Source organism: Paenibacillus sp. YAF4_2 (genome assembly GCF_052113225.1).
Lineage (GTDB): Bacteria > Bacillota > Bacilli > Paenibacillales > Paenibacillaceae > Pristimantibacillus.
Window position 1 is genome coordinate 345,606 of the sequence record NZ_JBFRCT010000001.1, and the last position, 18,501, is coordinate 364,106.

The window sequence follows — 18,501 nt, forward strand, 5'->3', positions numbered from 1 at the left end:
GGATGAAGAAAAGGTGTAAATGATGAAGCTTAAAATGACACTGATCCTCACATTATTAGCCTTATTTACAGCGTGTACTAATCAGGGTGAGAGGAACGCGGGCAGCAATTTTTCGGAAGCAGTAGACTTTAGTAAAGAAGACCGTTCGGTTAGAGCCATTGCTGTGAGTCAAGACGGCAAAATCATTATTAAGCCTGAAAGTCAGGAAAGCTCAGAAGCTCCAGGGGCTCCAAGCTGTTATGGACTAGAGACTGACCTCAAGTGGACAGGGGACTATGAAGTATTATGGGAGCCAATATCCGGAAAGGGCTCTAGCAAAATCATGAGTTTTCCAGACGAGTTCGAGATCATACAACCAAATGACAAAGCTGTTCAGATGGAGAAGATCACGATAGGTGATACGGATCTGTTTGCTTATTTTCCGAGTTATACGGATTGTCATGCACTTGAAACTTATTTATTCGGAGTGAAAGATGGGGAAGCTTTCCCGATAACCATAGCAATGAATCCGGAAGAGCAGCCCCTAACTCATATCGGTAAACATCCGAATTATCCTCTTCAGGTAACGAGTGGTGATCTAGAGATCATTGGCGGCGAAGGTGGAGGGCGTGAATTTGTGGATGTGTATCATTTCAGTTACGATTCGGAGAAGCATGCATTGATTCTGCAAAAGACCGATCAAGTAAATGGAAATGATCTGAGGAATGAACTCTTGAAACCACAAAATGACATAGTTCCTTACAAGGGTGTTAGAAAACATGCATGAAAAAGATGAGACACGGCCTATCGAGGAAAAAACAGAATCTACGGTAACTTCATTTAATGATGTCACCGATCACTATCAGAAGATAATGGGCGTTCCTACCCAAAGAGCAGATTTAAACAGTATGCCAAAGGTTCTGCGTTGGTTTGCGTATTTCTTCTACACCGTCTTGATCCTAGGTGCTTTGTTATTCCTCATATCCTGGTTGATTCAATAATGAAAGGAGCAAACATGAAACACTTCATTATCACAGGGACTTCTAGAGGAATTGGGGAAGCTATCGCTTATCAACTGCGTTCATCAGGTCATTTTCTACATTGTATCTCTCGAGAGAGGAATACAACTCTAATAAGCAATAGCGAGAATATGGCTTATTATGAGTTCGATCTGGGTCAAACCGATGCGATTGAAACCCTAATGGAGAGGATATTCAGTCAAATTGATCAGTCCCAAGTAGAAGGGCTTTATCTCATCAACAACGCTTCGATGATCGTGCCAGTGGCCCCAATAGATGCAGCAGATATCAGTGAAATAACACGTAATATACAGGTGAATCTGATCGCTCCAATTCTTCTAACCTCTCTTTTTATTAAATATACAAGGGAATTAGCTGCTGAGAAGAGGGTTCTTAATATCTCTTCTGCATCTGCAAAAAATCTTCATCCAGGGATGAGTTTGTACTCTGCGGCTAAGGCTGGATTAGATGTTTTCACCCAATGTGTGGCGCTTGAACAAAATAACTCAAATGCTCCAGTTAAGATTGTATCCATCTGGCCAGGTATGATTGACACCAGCTTGCAAAGTGAAGCTAGAAGCATGGATCGAGCTATGCTCCCGACAGTAGAGTTGTTTAATCAAGTCATGGAATCAGGAATGCTAACTACACCTGAAGAAACGGCGAAACAGATCGTTGCATTTTTGTTTAAAGAAGATATAGAGCATGGAGAAGTTGTCGACATCTACGATTATTCAACATGACATAAGAATTACAGCTAGCTATTGAATTACGGAATAGTTTCTGGCAAAATGAAATCAAACGTTCAGTATGTGTAACTGGCGAGACGTGGAGTACCACGGTGGAGCACATACTTCATATGGCCGTTCGCCTGGGCAGAGGTAAGGAGATTTCTCCTTGCCTCTTTCTGTTTTTTTATAACAAGTGGAGAGGATGACAGCTAATGAATTCAAGTCCATTATTGCTTGACGGAAACCGGGTTGCCACAGATATTAAGAACCAATTAGTTAATCGTGTATCTAAGCTCAGTGAGAGAGGTATCGTTCCGTGTCTGGCAACGATCCTTGTAGGTGATGATCCCTCCTCAGCAACGTACGTGCGGATGAAAGGGAATGCATGCTCAAGGATCGGTATCCGATCTATTCGGATCGAACTTCCTGAAGAAACAACTACGGAACAATTGATACAAGCAATCAAGCAGCTAAATGATGATCAATCCGTTCATGGCATACTTTTGCAGCATCCAGTTCCACATCAGATCGACGAGCGAGCGGCGTTTGAAGCTATTTCTATAGACAAAGATGTAGACGGAGTAACAATGCAAGGCTTTGCTCAAAATGCGTTTGGTATTGCAGCATTCCCTTCCTGTACACCAGCAGCAATTATGGAAATTCTGGCATACTACGAGCTGCCTGTGGCAGGCAAGCATGCCGTCGTAATCGGCCGAAGCCCCATTTTAGGAAAACCAGTCTCAGCTATGCTTTTAAACAAAGATGCTACAGTAACAACATGCCATTCCAGAACGACAGACTTGGAACAACATGTCCGATCTGCGGACATTGTTGTAGCTGCCGTAGGTAAGCCTAAATTTGTTCAAGGGGATTGGGTCAAGCCTGGTGCAGTTGTATTGGATGCCGGTTATAATCCAGGTAACGTGGGGGATGTTGACTTTGAGGCATGTACACCTCATGTATCTGCTATCACACCAGTTCCTGCTGGAGTAGGGCCAGTGACCATCGCCATGTTGTTGAAGCATACTGTTGAGGCTGCGGAGAGAAGCAAACGGTTATAAACTCCAAAGGGCTATACCTTTAGTCATTAAACTGACGATGGTATAGCTCTTTTTTTTCGAATATCACTTGGACGGAGCCGCGATAAGGCCCTCGCAGGGTCTTATGATCACTAAATTCACAAAACTACCACTGCTTAAGACCCTCGTGGGGTCTTATAGAACCTTCGAGTGGACAGGGCAGCTTGTTATTTCACCAATATTAAGAAAATAAGACCCTCACAGGGTCTTATGATTATTAGTTTCGCATAATGAGCACAGTATAAGACCCCAGCAGGGTCTTATTGGACGAAACTTGTTTTGCCAAGATAGACTTTGATGCGCCACAATTGTTTTAGTAATTGAATGATATGGTAGAATTTCCTAATAAGCGAATGTCTTGAGAGGAGCTTGCTTATAATGCGGTTGACTATATGTTTGTTCTTTATTTTACTCGTTATATCTGGGTGTACTAATAGAAGTCAAAATACAGTGACTGAGATCAAATCTGAAACAACTTCCGAGCAGACACAAAAAACGAAAGAAAACAAAATCACTTTGACCCCAATTGATGTGTTTGCAGGGGATGCGGGGAAATTCAAGCCTTTCCTTGGTACAATGTCAGGGGCTTTCAAATTATCCTATGAAGGAAGTAAGCCAAACGTATGGTTGGATCTGGACGTTTGGGAGAGTGGAAAGAAGGCAGCGACGAAGGGTTCGATAGGTCAATTGTTTTACAGTACGGAGGAGAATCCGAGCAGCGGTGAAGTCGAAGTTATTATGTCGGTTGAAACGGTACCCATTGAGGGAAATGATAATATAAGACTGATTAAAGTGGCTGCAGGTTCAGGACTTTATACGACGACGATCCCTTGGAATAAAAAGCTGACTTTGCAGGGATTGCTTCAGAATAATGAGGAGCAATCGTTTACTTACGATCAGTCTATTTATGCCTTTGGAGTACAGGCTACTAGTGCAAACAGCATGATAACAGCAGAACCTACGGCTGAATCGTTAAGTAAGGCGGAGTGGGCTCTCGTATTTACGGTACGGTTTGAGAAGGAATAGGAACTCCCTTCAGCAAGTTCACGGTTTATCAGAATCTTTGAAGTACCCCATCAATTACTCCCTATAATGCCGCTATTGGCTAGATGGTATGATGAATTAAATCATCAAGGGAGTGAATTGAGTTGGTCATGTACACTGTCGCGCAGCTTGAGAAACTAGTTAAGGCAATACCAGATAAGCTCATAGCATGGCCTGAAGTAAAGATGCTAACTCCGCGTGCCATCGGAAAGTGGTCTAACCTTCAAATTCTTGGTCATCTCTGTGATTCGGCTATTAATAATCTGACAAGAATAATTCAAGCTCAGTCCGCTTCAGAGCCCTTCGTCATAAACCCGTACAATCAAGATAAATGGGTAGAAGCGCAGCGGTATACGGATGCTTCTGTAGAAGAAATCGTCACCCTATGGGAAAGTTTAAATGGTGCGATGTTACGAGTCATTACGGCAATGCCAGAGGATCTGATTAAGTCAAAAGAAATCAGGCTTACAAGTGGAGAACAGCACACTCTGGAATGGCTCTTTAACGATTATTTGGAGCATATGAAGCATCACCTGCATCAAATCTCCCCAGAACTATTGGAAGACTAGACAATCAATAAATATTCAAGAAGCTGCAGCTACTAGCCGCAGCTTTTTTGGTTTTCTAACAGTTAATCTGACATGGAAATTTGGTTGATGTGCACCATGCACAAATGAATCTCTACTTTTTAGTGACTAAACTATATTTCGTGTCAGCAATATTGACGTATAACTAACAATGACCTATATTTTCTCTAAGCTTTCGAAAGATAGGGTTCGGCAAATAGGGGAGGGTCTCGTATGAAGAAGCTCATAATGGTTGTTGCGGCAGTTCTGCTTGTCTTCACTGCTGCATGCTCAAAGGAAACGACGAACACCAATTCAGCAGAAACGGGAGCAACAGATTCGAAAAAGCTGCGTGTAGCATTCGTTTACCTAGGTGTACCAGGTGATGGGGGTTGGACATACGAGCATGATCAAGGACGTAAGATGATGGAAAAAGAACTTGGCATTACCGCAACGACAGTAGAGAACGTTCCTGAAGGAGCGGACGCCGAACGCGTATTTGAAGAGCTTGCTGAAAAGAATGATATTATTTTTGGCACTAGCTTTGGTTATATGGATGCCATGTATGCTGTGGCACAGAAGCATCCCAATGTGAAGTTCCTTCACGCGAGTGGATATAAGACTCTGGATAATCTCGGCACTTATCTGGGCAAGGAATATGAAAGTGCTTATCTCGTTGGGATGGCAGCAGGCAAAATGACGAAAAACAATCATCTGGGCTATGTCGGTGCTTATCCGATTCCGGAAGTTATCTATACGATTAACGCGTTTACTCTAGGTGTACAAAGCGTTAATCCGGAAGCGAAGGTAGATGTAGTATGGAGCAATACGTGGTTTGACCCGACTGCTGAACGTCAAGCAGCAACAAGCTTGCTGGATAAAGGTGTCGATGTGCTTGCAGCTTATCAAGATTCGCCAGCCAGCATTCAAGCTGCTGCGGAACGAGGAGTCTGGGGAATCGGGAATGATTCGGATATGAGCAAATATGCGCCAGACAATTACATTTCGAATCCGAAGTGGAATTGGGGTCCTTATTATGTGCAGACGGTGAAGGCGATCATGGATGGCACTTGGAAGACGGAAAGCTATTTTGGTTCCATGAAGGATGGTATTACAGACATCGCGCCATTTGGTAAGAACGTTCCACAGGATGTAAAAGATTTGGTAGAAGCGAAGAAAAAAGAAATCCTGGACGGCAAATTTGATGTCTTTACCGGACCAATTGCCGATCAGACCGGTGCGGAAAAAGTAGCACAAGGCAAAGCGATGACAGTTGATGAGATTTTGAACATGAACTGGTTCGTAAAAGGGATTGTAGGTACGACTCCTCAGTAAAAGCATTCATTCAATTTCATCTAAGTGAAATCAACAACGATAAGAGAAGAGTGGTGACTGGCATGATACTTAATGATCCTGTACTTCTTCATGAATGGCATCCGGTTGCTATCGCAGCCGATATTACAGATACCCCTAAACAGGTTATTGTAATTGGGGAGAAGGTTGTCTTGTTCCGTACGAAGCAAGGGATTCGGGCGATGAAAGATCTTTGTATCCATCGCGGTGTTCCGTTGTCGCTTGGGCGAGTGGAGAATGATGAGATCGTCTGCGCCTATCACGGCTGGCGTTATGATGGCGATGGCCGGTGTGTCTGTATTCCATCCCTGCCTGCGACCCAAGCGATCCCGCTCAAAGCAAAAACACATACGTATCTATGCCAAGAGCAGCACGGGTTTGTGTGGGTATGTCTCGGTGAACCAAAGGAGGAATTCCCGCCGCTGAAAGGCAAAGTGGATGAAGAGCTGCTGCCGATCTGGATGGGGCCTTATCCGGTAACGGCGTCAGCGCCCCGCGTGGTTGAGAATTTCCTGGATGTCTCCCACTTGATGTTTGTACATGAAGGACTGCTGGGTGACAGTGCATTTGCCGAAATTAACGACTATAGCGTGCATGATGTTAATGGAGCGCTTATCACAGACGAAATCGTTGTGTATCAGCCGGACCCGGATGGCCGTGGTGTTGGCGTCGATAATCGGTATATTTATGAGATTTACACCCCATGCTGTGTGAAGCTGGTTAAACGTAGTGAAGGCTCGGATGAAATATTCCATCTGTTCCTAATCGTGCTGCCGGAGACGGAGACGACCTGTACGGCGTTTATGCTGCAGCTTCGCAATTACGCACCTGATGTACCGGATCAAGTCTTTATCGACTTCCAGAACACTTTACTTGAACAGGATAAGCGAATTGTTGAGGAGCAAAAGCCGGAGCTGCTGCCACTGGATCTGCAAGCGGAGCTGCATCTCAAATGTGATCGCGTCAGTATCGCCTACAGGCGTAGACTGAAAGAGCTTGGTGTTACAATTGGAACAGAGTAAATAGTAAACAAACGAAAAGCCGTGGCCACGCGGCTTTTTTTATGTTGACTTATGGGTAATGGAACCGTATACTCCCATTATTAAAATAGTTTTAAAAAGTGTCGTAATAAAGGAGTCGGAACATGTCGTCTCACACACATAACACGGTTCATATCAAAAAAATGAATGTTGAGCTGGTTAAGAATGTATTAAAAGCACAAGGAGTCGGAACTAAGGCTTCGATTGCCAATCTAACCAAACTTAGCGTAGCCACATGCGGCACGATTCTGAATGAGCTTCTCGCTATAGGCGAAGTGATTGAATTGGATTCAGATAAGCCAAATGGAGGGAGGCCAGCCAAGCAATATAGGTATAATGAGGATTTCGGCTGTGTGATCTGTCTGCTTGTCAAAACAGAAGGAGGCATTCACTCCATCAGTTGCAGTATCGTGAATCTGATCGGTGAAACAGTCCATGAATCCACCGTTGAACTGCCCCATATTGACGTGAAAACGATTGACCAATTCATTGAAACCTTGATCAATGGCAATGAGAATGTCCAGGCCATTGGGATCGGAATACCTGGCGTTGTCCATCAAGGTGTGATCGGCGTATGTGATGTACCGGATCTGGCCGGACAGGCGCTAGGGCCATATTTGGAAGATAAATATGAGATCCCTATTACGATAGAAAACGATATGAATATGACAGTATACGGCTTCTATCATCTTCAAGATTTTGAGGAAGAAAAAACGTTTGCAGTTGTTACCTTTCCTCGGAACCATTTTCCTGGTGCAGGCTTCATCGTAGATGGACGGATCATAACTGGTAATACGACCTTTGCCGGAGAGGTCTCCTTTTTGCCATTTGGTATGACTCGAGAAGAGCAGCTGCGACAACTACATACGGATGATGGTTTTATCCAGCTGGCAGTTCAGACATTAACCTCAATCATTGCGATCATTAACCCGGTTACCATTGCGATTACAGGCGATTTGCCTCGCGACTCACAGCTGGAGAAGCTCTATAAGGGCTGCTTGATGAATTTTCCGGAAGAGCATATGCCTCAGCTTATGCTGCAGAACAACATACACAAGGAATATATGAAAGGTATGGTGACAGCAACCTTGGAAAGCTTAACCTACCGACTGTAGGATGTTTGGAGAAGATAACGAGTTAGGAGCACACTTAAAGTGGAGAACACAAAAAGCAAGATTAACAAGATTTACTTGATGCAGCTGGCCACCATCTTTATTGGATTTATTATCTTTGGATTTTCGGAAAATATTAAAGGACCGGCCATCCCACGTATTCAGTACGACTTTATGCTAGATGAATCACAGCTTGGCACCTTATTATCGTTGAATGCCCTTGGCTATTTAATTGCTTGTTCCTTTACCGCGTATCTGACTAGAATATGGGGAATAAAGTGGGTGACCGTTACTGCATTTGCTTCAATGGCAGGTTCGGGGGTTCTTATTTTCTTCTCCCATTATTACACGATGTTTTCCGCTTCTTATTTCCTTATGTATATCGGGAACGGGATGCTGGAGATAGGCTTAGCCATTCTAAGCGCAAGGATCTTTGTGAGAAATACAGGAACGATGATGAATATGACGCACGGCTTTTATGGTCTTAGCTCTACGGTTGCGCCGCTTATTGCTACTGGACTAATGAAGGTTACGATCGGTGGGCATACCCTCGATTGGCGCGGCATGTATCTCATTATACTTTTATTATCCGTTATTCCGATTGTCTTCGCTTTGCTAAGTAAGTTTCCCGGAGATGACTTTTCACATGAAGAACGAATTCCACTCAAAACATTGCTGAAAGATAAAGTGTTGTGGTTAATGATTCTTGTTCTAACATTTGGTGTTGTATCCGAATTAGCAGTTGGAGGGTGGCTGGTCAACTTTCTGGAGAAAGCTTATGACTGGGATACCGTTAATGCTTCGGGGATGTTATCCATATTCTTCTTATGCTTTGCGATTGCGCGACTTGTGCTTGGTCCTCTGACTGATAAAATCGGATTCGTATTATCGCTAATCATATTCTCCGCATTCTCTGCAATCTGTACCTTTGCTGCAATTGCTGGAGGCGAGCGAACAGCGTTCCTCTTTGCTGCATCCGGCATTGGGATTGCTATGATTTATCCGACCGTAATGGCGTTCATCGCCAAGCGATATCCGAAAGAAAGCGACACAGCAATAACCTTCACTGTTACTTTAATGGGACTCGGCAGCGTGATTGGTAACTATCTCATCGGAGGAGTTATTGAAGTTGTGAAACATATGGTTGGCGAAGATACCGAGATCGGTCTGCTTCGTGGACTTCAAGCGGGTTATGGCTTTATCGGCCTATGCGCGGCGTTATGTGCAGTATCTGGACTTATCCTCTATATTTATTTATCCAAACGAAAAGAAATCATCTAACCGAAAAAGCCACTATTCAAGCCGACAAGCTGGATAGTGGCTTTTTTATTTAATGTACCTCATGAGTGATGAACTGAATGGCGCAAGCAGTAACCCGCAACATTTCGACAAGCTCCTTCGTTTACATATAAAGGAATATACTGATGATAATGGAGGAGAACATTGGAATTACTGTTACATAGTCTCATTCATCTTGCAGCAGGCGCCAGCACAGCATATGTGCTCTGTAGGAAAGAACAGGCATCTATCCTAAAGCGATGTTGGCTGCTGCTCATTGGCGGGCTTGCGGGATTATTTCCTGATTTTACGAAGTTTTTCGGAGATATTTTCTTTCATTCTGTATTACTGATACCATTAGCAGGCCTGCTCTGCGCCTTTGTCTATCGGATCTTTCAGAAAGACATCTCTTTCAAGCAGCAATGGCTCATCTTTTCTGTCTGCGTTTGTACTCATCTCTTCATTGATTACATAGGCAATGGGGTAGCGTTCCTGTATCCGATCATTGAGCATGAATATGAGTTCAGTATCGTTCAGCGTGATGATGTTATGGTTTTATCTCCGCTGATACTAGCCCTGATTATTGGAGTTTGGTTTCGAAACGGGAAAAAGGTGGTATGGGCAGGGGTTATCATCTCGATTCTTTATATTGGCGCTTTGGCCGGATTTAAAATCAAGCTGGAGAATGCCTTGGAGCAAAGGTATCAAATGGAGCATGTGCAGTCGTTGACCACGTATCCAAATGAGTTCAAGAGAGAATGGAGATTCATGCTTACTACGGATCAAACGGGTGTTTTTGGCCATTCGAACTTATTCGCTACGGATATTCAGATTGATGATGAGAATACATTTCCAACTTCATTTGATACTGCGCTGCCTGTCGAGCCCATCACGGTTATAGGGGCGAAGATGGGAATGTTGATTTTACGATTGGGCAATACGGGACCAGTAACGGAAATTATTATAAGCTGTTTACCTTAACGGCAAGCAATGAGATCAAAGAACTGAAAGTAAGGGGTATGAACGAATTATTCATTGGGGCAAGTGTTTCGAGGTATTCCACTCATTTGGAAAAGGTAGATGCGACCACATTTAAGAGGTCCTATTACGATAATGCAACAGGCAGTAATGTCGAGGATCTGTTTAGTTGGAATGGACAAGAATTTGTGAAAAGTAAATGATAAAACACAATAATAGGGTGATACAAAGCTGTCGGAAAATCCGGCGGCTTTTTGTGTTAACGCTCGGATTTGATCATGAATACCCTTACAGTTTCATAAATATAGATGGTGATTTTTTACAGCGAGAGGAGATAACTCATAATTTGTTGAAGTTAATATGACTCCTTACAGACAGAGAGGTAGATTATGACGTCCTTAACGGAAGCTTACATTGATAGTTTGGCTCCTAATGCAGGAGCAATGAAGAATGGCCGGGATCTTGTCAAAAAGAACAGCTTCCCTGTACTTCGTATTACGGCAGACGGAACTTTGCTGTTTGGGGAATGCAAAGGCAGCGGCAAGGAGCCGTACCGTTGTTCTGTTGATTTTGTACAACCAGATAGTCCTCTGTCACGCTGTTCATGTCCAAGCAGGCAATTCCCTTGCAAACACACGCTTGGCTTGATGTATGCCTATGCACTTGGCAAGCCATTCGAGCAAGCGGAGATTCCACCCGATATCGCTGAGAAGCGGGAGAAGGCGGACAAACGCGAAGAGAAAAAGAAAGAAGCCGAAACTGCTGAAGCAAATGGGGCGGCTCCTGTTAAACGAAAGGTTAATAAGTCGGCCTTAACGAAGAAAATGAATACTCAGCTTGAAGGTCTAAGTCTACTAGAAAAGCTAGTCCTTCAAACGGTGCAGGCTGGACTTGGAGGCTTAAATAAAAAGTCTGTTCAGCTTATCGAGGAACAAGCGAAGGAACTGGGCAATTATTATATTCCAGGTGTGCAAGCCGAGTTGAAAGGGCTGCTCTTGCTTTTGGAAGAGGAAGGCAACCGGGAAGCTGTCTATTCACAGGCGATTGAGCAGTTGATCCGTCTTCATTCTCTGGTGAAAAAGGGTAGAAGCTATTTGGAGCAGCGAATTGCTAATCCGGATTTGCCGATGGATACCGAGACAACGCTTGAGGAGCTTCTTGGACACGCTTGGCAGCTAGCTGAGCTCAAAGAATATGGCCGAACTAGACAGTCGTCAGAGTTGTTGCAGCTTTCGTTCTTATCCTATACCGATCAGGCAAAAGGAGAATATGTGGATGCCGGATGGTGGGTTAATCTGCAGGATGGTACCATCCATGCAACCCGTAATCTGCGTCCTTTCCGAGCGGCGAAGGTGATTAAAGAGGAAGACACCGTCCATGCGGTTGTTCAAACCGAGGAACTTTTTCAATATCCAGGCGAAGTAAATGCTAGAGTTCGCTGGGAAAAAGGTACGTTCCGCGATGCAAGCGGCCTGGATTATAAAGCAGCGAAAGCATTCGCGACAGCTTCGTTCCCGGATGTGGTCAAACAGGTGAAAAATGTGATCAAAAATCCACTCGCTGACCGGAATCCCGTTATGCTCATCGCTTTTCACTCTCTAGAGAAAGTTGGAGACAGCTTTGTATTCAAGGACGCACAGGGTAAGCCGCTTCCTGTAAATACCGAAATGATCGAAACACCTGCCAAAGTGGAGACGATCTTGACGATGCTTCAAGCAGAGGATCTGCAGGAGCAAGCTGCTCTTGTTATGTTCCGCCATGATGTGGACAGCGGTCGACTGACAGCGCAGCCAATGAGTATCATCACAGATAGCCGAATTATTCGGCTGTTGTATTAGAGGGAGGACCATCATGAGCGTAAATGTATTACTAGACTTGCAGCAGGAGGTCCGCCGGTTGTTCGTTGCCGGAAGTGCCTTGGCAGAAGGGGATTTGCGGCTGTCGAAGCTCCTCCCATCCTTGCGAAAAGCCGGAGAAGCTGCGCCGGTCTTTAATCGTTTGGCTGATTCGGCAGAAGCTCTCTTAACGGCACCTCGCACAGAAAGTGCTTCAAAGCTTCTGGAGCTTGCATCACTTCTTAGTGCCATATTACATACGCAGGGAAAAACAGATGTTTCTGGTGAGCTGCAGCCTTTGGAAACTCTTGGAATTGGTTTGTCAACGGACATAACCTTCCGGAGATTGCATCCGCTGCTGGAAGCTTTAACGACCAAAGGCTCCGGCCGGCTGGAGCAGCTCAGGCAAGCTTATGAAGACAGAAGCTACCTCGACCTGCGAGCGCTGCCTGCAATTTGCCGTGCACTTGATGACGTGTATGCGGAAATTCCTGATTTTTTGCAACTGAAGTTAATTCCTGAATTTGGTTCGTCAGCTGTACCCGTTCTGCGAAACCAGCTTGACCTGCAAGGAGGTAAGGGGGATGCCAGACGTCTGCAGCTTCTTCACAGCAGCTTGGGGGAAGAGTCGCTCGAGCTCGTTAAGGAAGCAGGTTCTTCTGGATCGCCAGAGCTTAAAGTGGCTGCGATCGGACTGCTGAGTGGATATGACGGGCAAGAATCGTTCCTGCTCGAGCAAAGCCGCGAGAAAAGAAAGGAAGTCCGCGAGGCTGCCTATTTTGCTTTATCCCAGATTGGTTCGCTGCCAAGTCAGGATCGTTTATTCGAGGCTGTGAAGTCCAAGGATGCTGAACTGGTTGTTGATCCAATACGAAAGTGCAAGGCACTTGATCTTCATAAACGGATAATTGATCACGCCGATATACAGTTTGACCGTTATTTGAATAGTGAGGGCAAGGACAAGAGTAATGCGCTTCAGCAGCTGCATATTAATCTCCGTTGCTTGAACGGAAATGGTCATGCACTCGCGAATGAGGCTTTCCCTTTACTTGGCAAGCTTCTAGCGACAGACGAATTTATTACAGCGGAATCCGAGGCAGTGCAAGAGTGCGCTGCAGAGCTGCTGCTTGAGCTGAATGTTGAGCCTGCCGATCGGTTTGCAATTGGTCTACACTCGGCTTATAAAGGCAAATTTATCGGCTACAGCTTCCGCGCTGCTTATAGGCAATTGTCCAAGGCCGAGCTTTACGATCGTTATGCTGATGCGATCAAGGGGCGGTCAGCTTCGGCAAAGCTCCTTCAGGCTGCCTTGCAGGAAGTAGCACACGGTCAACTAGCAGATGAAGATTATGAAAGTGCGGCGGCTGTACCTATAGATGCTTGGGATCCTCGGTGGGCGAAAACGTTAGCCGCACAGGATCTGACCGAGCTTGTATGCATGTTCACTCATAAAGATGATCGTGAGGTAACGACTTATCTGTTGTCTAAGCTGAAGGACGGCTCACGGGTGAATGATTATCGAACGCAAAATGTACTGCTCACCTTATTCCGAATCGGTTATAAAGAGGCACCTGAGTTGTTCATGGGTCTCTTGGGAAATAAGTCTTCACGCAGCTTTTATTACATCGATTGGCGGATGAAGCTTCTCTTCTCATCGATGCCCAAAAGCTATGTACTGCGCCTGCGCGCATTCACAGAAGTGCTCACTTATGCAGCAGTTAAAAATGAATTGCTGGAAATCATTGAGGCCATGGAAGCATTGCCTGATGAACCGGCAGGGGAGAGTGGAAAAGGAGTATGGGCATGGATCAAAAACAAAATGTATTAAGATTGCCTGCAGAACAGTTGTATGCACTCGAGCTTGAAGCACTGAAAGCAGTTGATAAGGATAATGTCAAACCAACTGGCTGGCAGTTATCGCCTAAAGCAGTGCTTACATTTATCACTGGAGGAGAGGCCGGTAAGACGGTCATTACTCCCAAATATATCGGGAACAAACGATTAGTGGAGATGGCCATTGCCACTTTGCTGACTGATCGCGCATTACTCTTGATTGGCGAACCTGGTACGGCAAAATCTTGGCTGTCTGAGAATTTGACCGCAGCTATTCACGGCGATTCGTCCAAGGTTGTCCAAGGGACTGCTGGTACAAGCGAAGAGCATGTCCGTTACTCCTGGAACTATGCGCTTCTTCTGGCGCAGGGGCCATCCGATCAAGCGCTGATTCGCAGTCCGATTCTTCGTGCCATGGAGGGCGGGGGTATTGCGCGATTCGAGGAAATCTCTCGCTGTGCTTCCGAGGTGCAGGATGCGCTGATCTCCATTTTGTCCGAGAAGACAATTTCGATTCCAGAGCTGGGACGTGAAGTGCCGGCTGAGCGCGGATTCTCGATTATCGCTACGGCCAACACACGTGACCGTGGGGTTAATGAAATGTCTGCTGCATTAAAGCGCAGGTTCAACATTCTTGTACTTCCGGCTCCATCAAGCCTCGATACCGAGATTGATATCGTTCGCCGCCGCGTCAACGAAATATCTGCCAGCTATGAACTTCGTTCTGCGCAGCCGGATGACGAGTCGATTCGCAAGGTTGTTACGATATTCCGAGAGCTGCGGAATGGCTTGACGCTGGATGGCAAAGAGAAGGTGAAAGCACCAAGCGGTGTCATCTCAACGGCTGAAGCCATCTCACTGCTGACTGGCAGTATGGCACTTGCCGGAAGCTTTGGTACCGGTGAATTGTCCGATGACGATATTGCAGCTGGCCTGCAGGGAGCAATCGTCAAGGATGATACGAAGGATCAGCAGGTGTGGAAGGAATATCTCGACAATATTATGAAAAAACGGGGGGCGTCATGGCGAAGCCTATACAACGCTTGCACGGAGATGAACGGTTGAGTGATGGACCCCATTATTTTGGCGTAAGGCATTTGTCTCCTGCCGGGTCTTATCATCTTCTCGCCCTCCTTCAGGAGGTAAAGCCGACGGCCGTATTAATTGAAGGTCCTAGTGACGCGGGAATATTGGCTGAACAGCTGACAGCTCGAGGCGTTATACCACCTGTTGCGATGCTTGCATATACCGATCGGCTGCCCGTTCGCACGCTCTTGTATCCATTTGCCGAGTATTCGCCGGAATATCAGGCGCTGCAATGGGCCAGATGGAATGATTGCCAAGCGGAGTTTATCGATTTGCCGACTGAAGTCTCGCTTGCGCTCGCTGACGTGAAATATGACTGGAAACCTGTCAATGATGAGAGCAGCCAGGAGCAGCCAGAACGGTCTGTCGACCTATACTCTCGGATAGCTGAGTTATCTGGAGAACCGGACTATGAAGCTTATTGGGAGAGGCATTTCGAGCATCACTTACAGCCGGATACGTATCGCAGCGGTATTAGGCATTATGCAGAAGAGATGAGAGCCTTAACGGAAGGCGATGAGCAGCGACTGACGCCTAATGCTTATGCGTATAACGAAATACGCGAAGCCTACATGCGTAGAAAAATACAAGAGACGATTGCCGCCGGACATAAGCCTGACCGAATTGTTGTCGTTAGCGGTGCTCATCACACATCAGCACTCTCTCTAGAGCTTCCTGCTATGACAGATGCTGAGCTGAAGAAGCTGCCACGTGTACCTTCAAAAATGACACTGATGCCTTATTCCTATTATAAATTGTCATCGCATTCTGGTTACGGAGCCGGCAATCAGGCTCCTGCTTATTTCACTTTGCTGTGGCATTGTATGAAGCAAGGGAAGATGGATGAATTGCCTGCCCTATACTTGTCCTCGGTCGCTGCGCAAATGCGTGAGCAGGGAACCTGGCGTTCAACCGCATCTGTCATTGAAGCCGTTAGACTAGCCGATGCGCTCGCTTCCATGCATGTTGGTGTACAGCCAACATGGAAGGATCTGCGGGATGCGGCAACGGTACTCTTTGGATTCGGAGAATTTTCGGTCGTTGCAGAGGCACTTGCTAGGGTGGATATCGGTACCACGATCGGCAGTCTCCCAGAAGGAGTCAGCCAAACCCCTGTTCAGGATGATTTGAACCGTGAGCTTAAAAGGCTCAAGCTGGAAAAGTATAAGACGCTAGTTGCAGCAGGATTGGAACTCGATCTTCGGGAGAACAGGCGAGTGAAATCCGAAGAAGCCGCTTATCTGGATTTGAATCGTTCTGTATTTCTACATCGTTTGGAGGCGCTGGGCATTAGGTTCGCCCATAAGCAGCGTGTCAGCCAGACGGATGCGACTTGGGCAGAGCATTGGGTACTGCAATGGTCACCGGAAGCTGAGATTGAGACCGTAGAGTCGACCTTAAAAGGGGAAACCGTGGAGCTTGCAGCCGCTTATGTCATTCATGAGGAGCTGCTCGCATGCAGCAATATCGCGGACGCGGCCAAGCTGATCCGCAAGTCCTGCGAATGTGGTCTTCCGCAAGTCATGGGGCAGGCAACTAGCTCCCTTCAAGCTCTAGCAGTTGATGCTGGCAGCTTCGAGCAGATTGCGGAAACCGTGCACGAGCTGTCCGTTCTGTTGCAATACGGTTCGATCCGGAGAATCGAGACGGAAACACTGGTACCCATCCTGCAGCAATTGTTTTTGCGTGGAACCCTTATGCTGCAGGATGCCGCTGGCTGTAACGACGATGCCGCGGCTGGAATGCTTACGGCCATTCATGCGATGGATGCAGCAGCAGGCGAGCATCACCAGGAGTTGGATGGTCAGTTATGGATGACTAAGCTGAAGGAACTCGCGGAGCGCGACGACCGCAATGCGAAGCTGTCAGGCTATGCATTCTCCATTGTACTGGAGCGGAATGAAGCTGGCGAAGAAGACTGCGCAAGGGAAGTGTCGCGGCGGCTGTCGCCCGGCATTCCGGCAGATATCGGCTCTGGCTGGTTTGAAGGAATGTCCATGCGAAACCGATATGCCCTGTTATCCAGAGATTACTTATGGCGGCAGCTTGACGCTTATGTTCAATCGCTCGAAGCGGAGCCGTTCAAACGGTCGCTCGTTTTTCTCCGTCGGGCATTCGGCGGGTTTGAGCCTCGGGAGAAAGCGGCGATTGCGGAGCTGCTCGGTGATCTATGGGGCACTGGCGCTGAGGATACGGGAGCAGCACTGCAGCAACCGCTTAACGAAGAAGAAAAGGAGCAGCTGGATGAACTTAATGACTTCGACTTTGGAGATTTATAGCCTATGACAACGATCGATCAGGATCAGATCAGACGTTGGAGACTTATATTGGGAGCTGCAGCAGAGCAAAATTTACAGGGAGCAGGCGGTCTTCCAGGAGGGTTTCAATTAAGCGATGAGGACCTGCTGATGGATGAAGCGCTGGCGGCTATTTATGATGGAACGCCGGATGGCAGCACAGGTACAGATCTTGGGGGAAATGGTGCTGGAAGTCGATCAAAAGCACGCTTAGCTGGACTTGGATCATCTTCACCAAAGCTAGCCAAGTGGCTTGGCGATGTAAGAAGCTTTTTCCCGCCGGATATTGTATCTGTCATTCAAGCCGATGCAGTGGAACGGAAAGGGCTAACCCAGCTGTTATTTGAGCCGGAGCTGTTGTCTCAGGTGAAGCCTGATATTGGAATGGTCGCTACCTTGATGACGCTGCGCGGACAGATTCCGGAACGTACGAAAGAGACGGCAAGAGCGCTCGTTGGTGAAGTGGTTGATGACATTATGAAGCGGCTTGAGCAGGACCTAACTCGGGCCGTGACAGGTGCACTCAACCGAAGGCAGCATTCTCCACTTCCTTCAATAAGCGGTCTAGACTTCCGTACAACTATCCGCAAAAACTTGAAGCATTACGACCGAGAGCGTCAACTGATGATTCCGGAGAAAGTATACTTCTTCGACCGTGCCCGCAAGAGTAAGGAATGGACGGTTATTCTTGATATCGATCAAAGTGGATCCATGGCCAACTCCGTTATTTACGCTTCTCTCGTTGGCTCGATCTTTGCAAGTATGCCATCGCTGGATACGAGAGTTGTCGCGTTTGATACGGAGGTTGTGGATTTGAGCGAGCAATGTGCAGACGATCCGGTTGATATGTTGTTTGGCATTCAGCTTGGCGGCGGCACTGATATCAACAAATCTCTTATCTATTGCGAGCCTTTCATTACGGAGCCGAAGAAAACCATCTTTATCCTCGTCTCCGACCTCTATGAAGGCGGAAATCGAACAGAGATGATCCGTCGACTAAGAGAAATGCACGAGTCAGGGGTCAAGACGATATGTCTGCTGGCTCTGTCGGATGACGGTGTCCCTTCCTACGACGAATCGGTAGCGAAGAAGCTTGCCCAATACGGCATTCCTTGCTTTGGCTGTACGCCAGACAGATTGCCCGAACTGATCGAAGGCGCGCTAAAAGGGATGGATTTGCAGCAGCTTGCACAGCGGATGGGGGAAAAGGGGAAAGGCTAGCAGAATAGTTAGTAATTAAAGAGGGACTGCCCACCACTAGTCGATGACTA

The 18,501-nt window shown here is 46.5% G+C and carries 16 protein-coding genes and 1 riboswitch; all 16 genes read left to right on the forward strand.

Annotated features, from left to right (window positions below):
• Positions 1–19 precede the first annotated feature (19 nt).
• The 16 genes from AB4Y93_RS01675 to AB4Y93_RS01750 all read left to right on the forward strand — a co-directional run bounded on the left by AB4Y93_RS01675 (position 20) and on the right by AB4Y93_RS01750 (position 18,451).
• Entirely contained in the window at positions 20–766 is a 747-nt protein-coding gene (locus tag AB4Y93_RS01675) for a hypothetical protein (RefSeq protein WP_441888323.1), read from the forward strand.
• A complete protein-coding gene (locus AB4Y93_RS01680) occupies positions 759–980 on the forward strand; it encodes a hypothetical protein (RefSeq protein WP_441888325.1) in 222 nt (73 codons plus the stop codon). Before AB4Y93_RS01675 ends, AB4Y93_RS01680 begins: the two co-directional genes overlap by 8 nt.
• Positions 981–994: 14 nt before the next feature.
• Positions 995–1,741 (forward strand): (S)-benzoin forming benzil reductase, encoded by a 747-nt coding sequence (locus tag AB4Y93_RS01685; protein WP_441888327.1) that lies wholly within the window; start codon positions 995–997, stop codon positions 1,739–1,741.
• A 61-nt stretch (positions 1,742–1,802) separates the two neighbouring features.
• Positions 1,803–1,882, forward strand: a riboswitch (ZMP/ZTP riboswitch).
• Positions 1,883–1,941: 59 nt separating this feature from the next.
• Entirely contained in the window at positions 1,942–2,790 is an 849-nt protein-coding gene (locus tag AB4Y93_RS01690) for a bifunctional 5,10-methylenetetrahydrofolate dehydrogenase/5,10-methenyltetrahydrofolate cyclohydrolase (protein ID WP_441888329.1), read from the forward strand.
• A 468-nt stretch (positions 2,791–3,258) separates the two neighbouring features.
• A complete protein-coding gene (locus tag AB4Y93_RS01695; protein ID WP_441888331.1) occupies positions 3,259–3,834 on the forward strand; it encodes a hypothetical protein in 576 nt (191 codons plus the stop codon).
• 128 nt (positions 3,835–3,962) lie between these two features.
• The gene (locus AB4Y93_RS01700; protein WP_441889215.1) at positions 3,963–4,421 is read left to right on the forward strand and encodes a DinB family protein; all 459 of its coding nucleotides are present in this window, start codon (positions 3,963–3,965) and stop codon (positions 4,419–4,421) included.
• 231 nt (positions 4,422–4,652) lie between these two features.
• Positions 4,653–5,753 carry a BMP family ABC transporter substrate-binding protein gene (locus tag AB4Y93_RS01705; RefSeq protein WP_441888333.1) on the forward strand — a complete coding sequence of 367 codons (1,101 nt, stop codon included), beginning with the start codon at positions 4,653–4,655 and terminating at the stop codon, positions 5,751–5,753.
• Between the two features lie 62 nt (positions 5,754–5,815).
• Positions 5,816–6,793, forward strand: coding sequence for an aromatic ring-hydroxylating dioxygenase subunit alpha (locus AB4Y93_RS01710; RefSeq protein WP_441889217.1), 978 nt, complete (start codon positions 5,816–5,818; stop codon positions 6,791–6,793).
• Between the two features lie 122 nt (positions 6,794–6,915).
• Positions 6,916–7,926, forward strand: coding sequence for an ROK family protein (locus AB4Y93_RS01715; RefSeq protein ID WP_441888335.1), 1,011 nt, complete (start codon positions 6,916–6,918; stop codon positions 7,924–7,926).
• Between the two features lie 78 nt (positions 7,927–8,004).
• Positions 8,005–9,204, forward strand: a complete 1,200-nt coding sequence (locus AB4Y93_RS01720; protein ID WP_441889219.1) for an MFS transporter — start codon at positions 8,005–8,007, stop codon at positions 9,202–9,204.
• A 162-nt stretch (positions 9,205–9,366) separates the two neighbouring features.
• Positions 9,367–10,182: a metal-dependent hydrolase gene (locus AB4Y93_RS01725; protein ID WP_441888337.1), complete on the forward strand. Its 816-nt coding sequence runs from the start codon at positions 9,367–9,369 to the stop codon at positions 10,180–10,182.
• 386 nt (positions 10,183–10,568) lie between these two features.
• Positions 10,569–12,017 (forward strand): SWIM zinc finger family protein, encoded by a 1,449-nt coding sequence (locus tag AB4Y93_RS01730; protein WP_441888339.1) that lies wholly within the window; start codon positions 10,569–10,571, stop codon positions 12,015–12,017.
• A 13-nt stretch (positions 12,018–12,030) separates the two neighbouring features.
• Positions 12,031–13,842 carry a hypothetical protein gene (locus AB4Y93_RS01735; RefSeq protein WP_441888341.1) on the forward strand — a complete coding sequence of 604 codons (1,812 nt, stop codon included), beginning with the start codon at positions 12,031–12,033 and terminating at the stop codon, positions 13,840–13,842.
• On the forward strand, positions 13,818–14,912 hold the full coding sequence (locus AB4Y93_RS01740) for an ATP-binding protein (RefSeq protein ID WP_441888343.1): 1,095 nt from the start codon (positions 13,818–13,820) through the stop codon (positions 14,910–14,912). The genes AB4Y93_RS01735 and AB4Y93_RS01740 overlap by 25 nt, the downstream gene beginning before the upstream one ends.
• A complete protein-coding gene (locus tag AB4Y93_RS01745; protein WP_441888345.1) occupies positions 14,870–17,212 on the forward strand; it encodes a DUF5682 family protein in 2,343 nt (780 codons plus the stop codon). Before AB4Y93_RS01740 ends, AB4Y93_RS01745 begins: the two co-directional genes overlap by 43 nt.
• Positions 17,213–17,215: 3 nt before the next feature.
• Complete coding sequence (locus AB4Y93_RS01750) at positions 17,216–18,451, forward strand: VWA domain-containing protein (protein ID WP_441888347.1); 1,236 nt, start codon at positions 17,216–17,218, stop codon at positions 18,449–18,451.
• Positions 18,452–18,501 lie beyond the last annotated feature (50 nt).

Coding starts and splice junctions, on each gene's coding strand:
- AB4Y93_RS01745 (WP_441888345.1), top strand. CDS start 14,870: ATGGCGAAGCCTATACAACGCTTGCACGGAGATGAACGGTTGAGTGAT.
- AB4Y93_RS01710 (WP_441889217.1), top strand. CDS start 5,816: ATGATACTTAATGATCCTGTACTTCTTCATGAATGGCATCCGGTTGCT.
- AB4Y93_RS01685 (WP_441888327.1), top strand. CDS start 995: ATGAAACACTTCATTATCACAGGGACTTCTAGAGGAATTGGGGAAGCT.
- AB4Y93_RS01700 (WP_441889215.1), top strand. CDS start 3,963: ATGTACACTGTCGCGCAGCTTGAGAAACTAGTTAAGGCAATACCAGAT.
- AB4Y93_RS01715 (WP_441888335.1), top strand. CDS start 6,916: ATGTCGTCTCACACACATAACACGGTTCATATCAAAAAAATGAATGTT.
- AB4Y93_RS01735 (WP_441888341.1), top strand. CDS start 12,031: ATGAGCGTAAATGTATTACTAGACTTGCAGCAGGAGGTCCGCCGGTTG.
- AB4Y93_RS01680 (WP_441888325.1), top strand. CDS start 759: ATGCATGAAAAAGATGAGACACGGCCTATCGAGGAAAAAACAGAATCT.
- AB4Y93_RS01705 (WP_441888333.1), top strand. CDS start 4,653: ATGAAGAAGCTCATAATGGTTGTTGCGGCAGTTCTGCTTGTCTTCACT.
- AB4Y93_RS01720 (WP_441889219.1), top strand. CDS start 8,005: ATGCAGCTGGCCACCATCTTTATTGGATTTATTATCTTTGGATTTTCG.
- AB4Y93_RS01675 (WP_441888323.1), top strand. CDS start 20: ATGATGAAGCTTAAAATGACACTGATCCTCACATTATTAGCCTTATTT.
- AB4Y93_RS01690 (WP_441888329.1), top strand. CDS start 1,942: ATGAATTCAAGTCCATTATTGCTTGACGGAAACCGGGTTGCCACAGAT.
- AB4Y93_RS01730 (WP_441888339.1), top strand. CDS start 10,569: ATGACGTCCTTAACGGAAGCTTACATTGATAGTTTGGCTCCTAATGCA.
- AB4Y93_RS01740 (WP_441888343.1), top strand. CDS start 13,818: ATGGATCAAAAACAAAATGTATTAAGATTGCCTGCAGAACAGTTGTAT.
- AB4Y93_RS01750 (WP_441888347.1), top strand. CDS start 17,216: ATGACAACGATCGATCAGGATCAGATCAGACGTTGGAGACTTATATTG.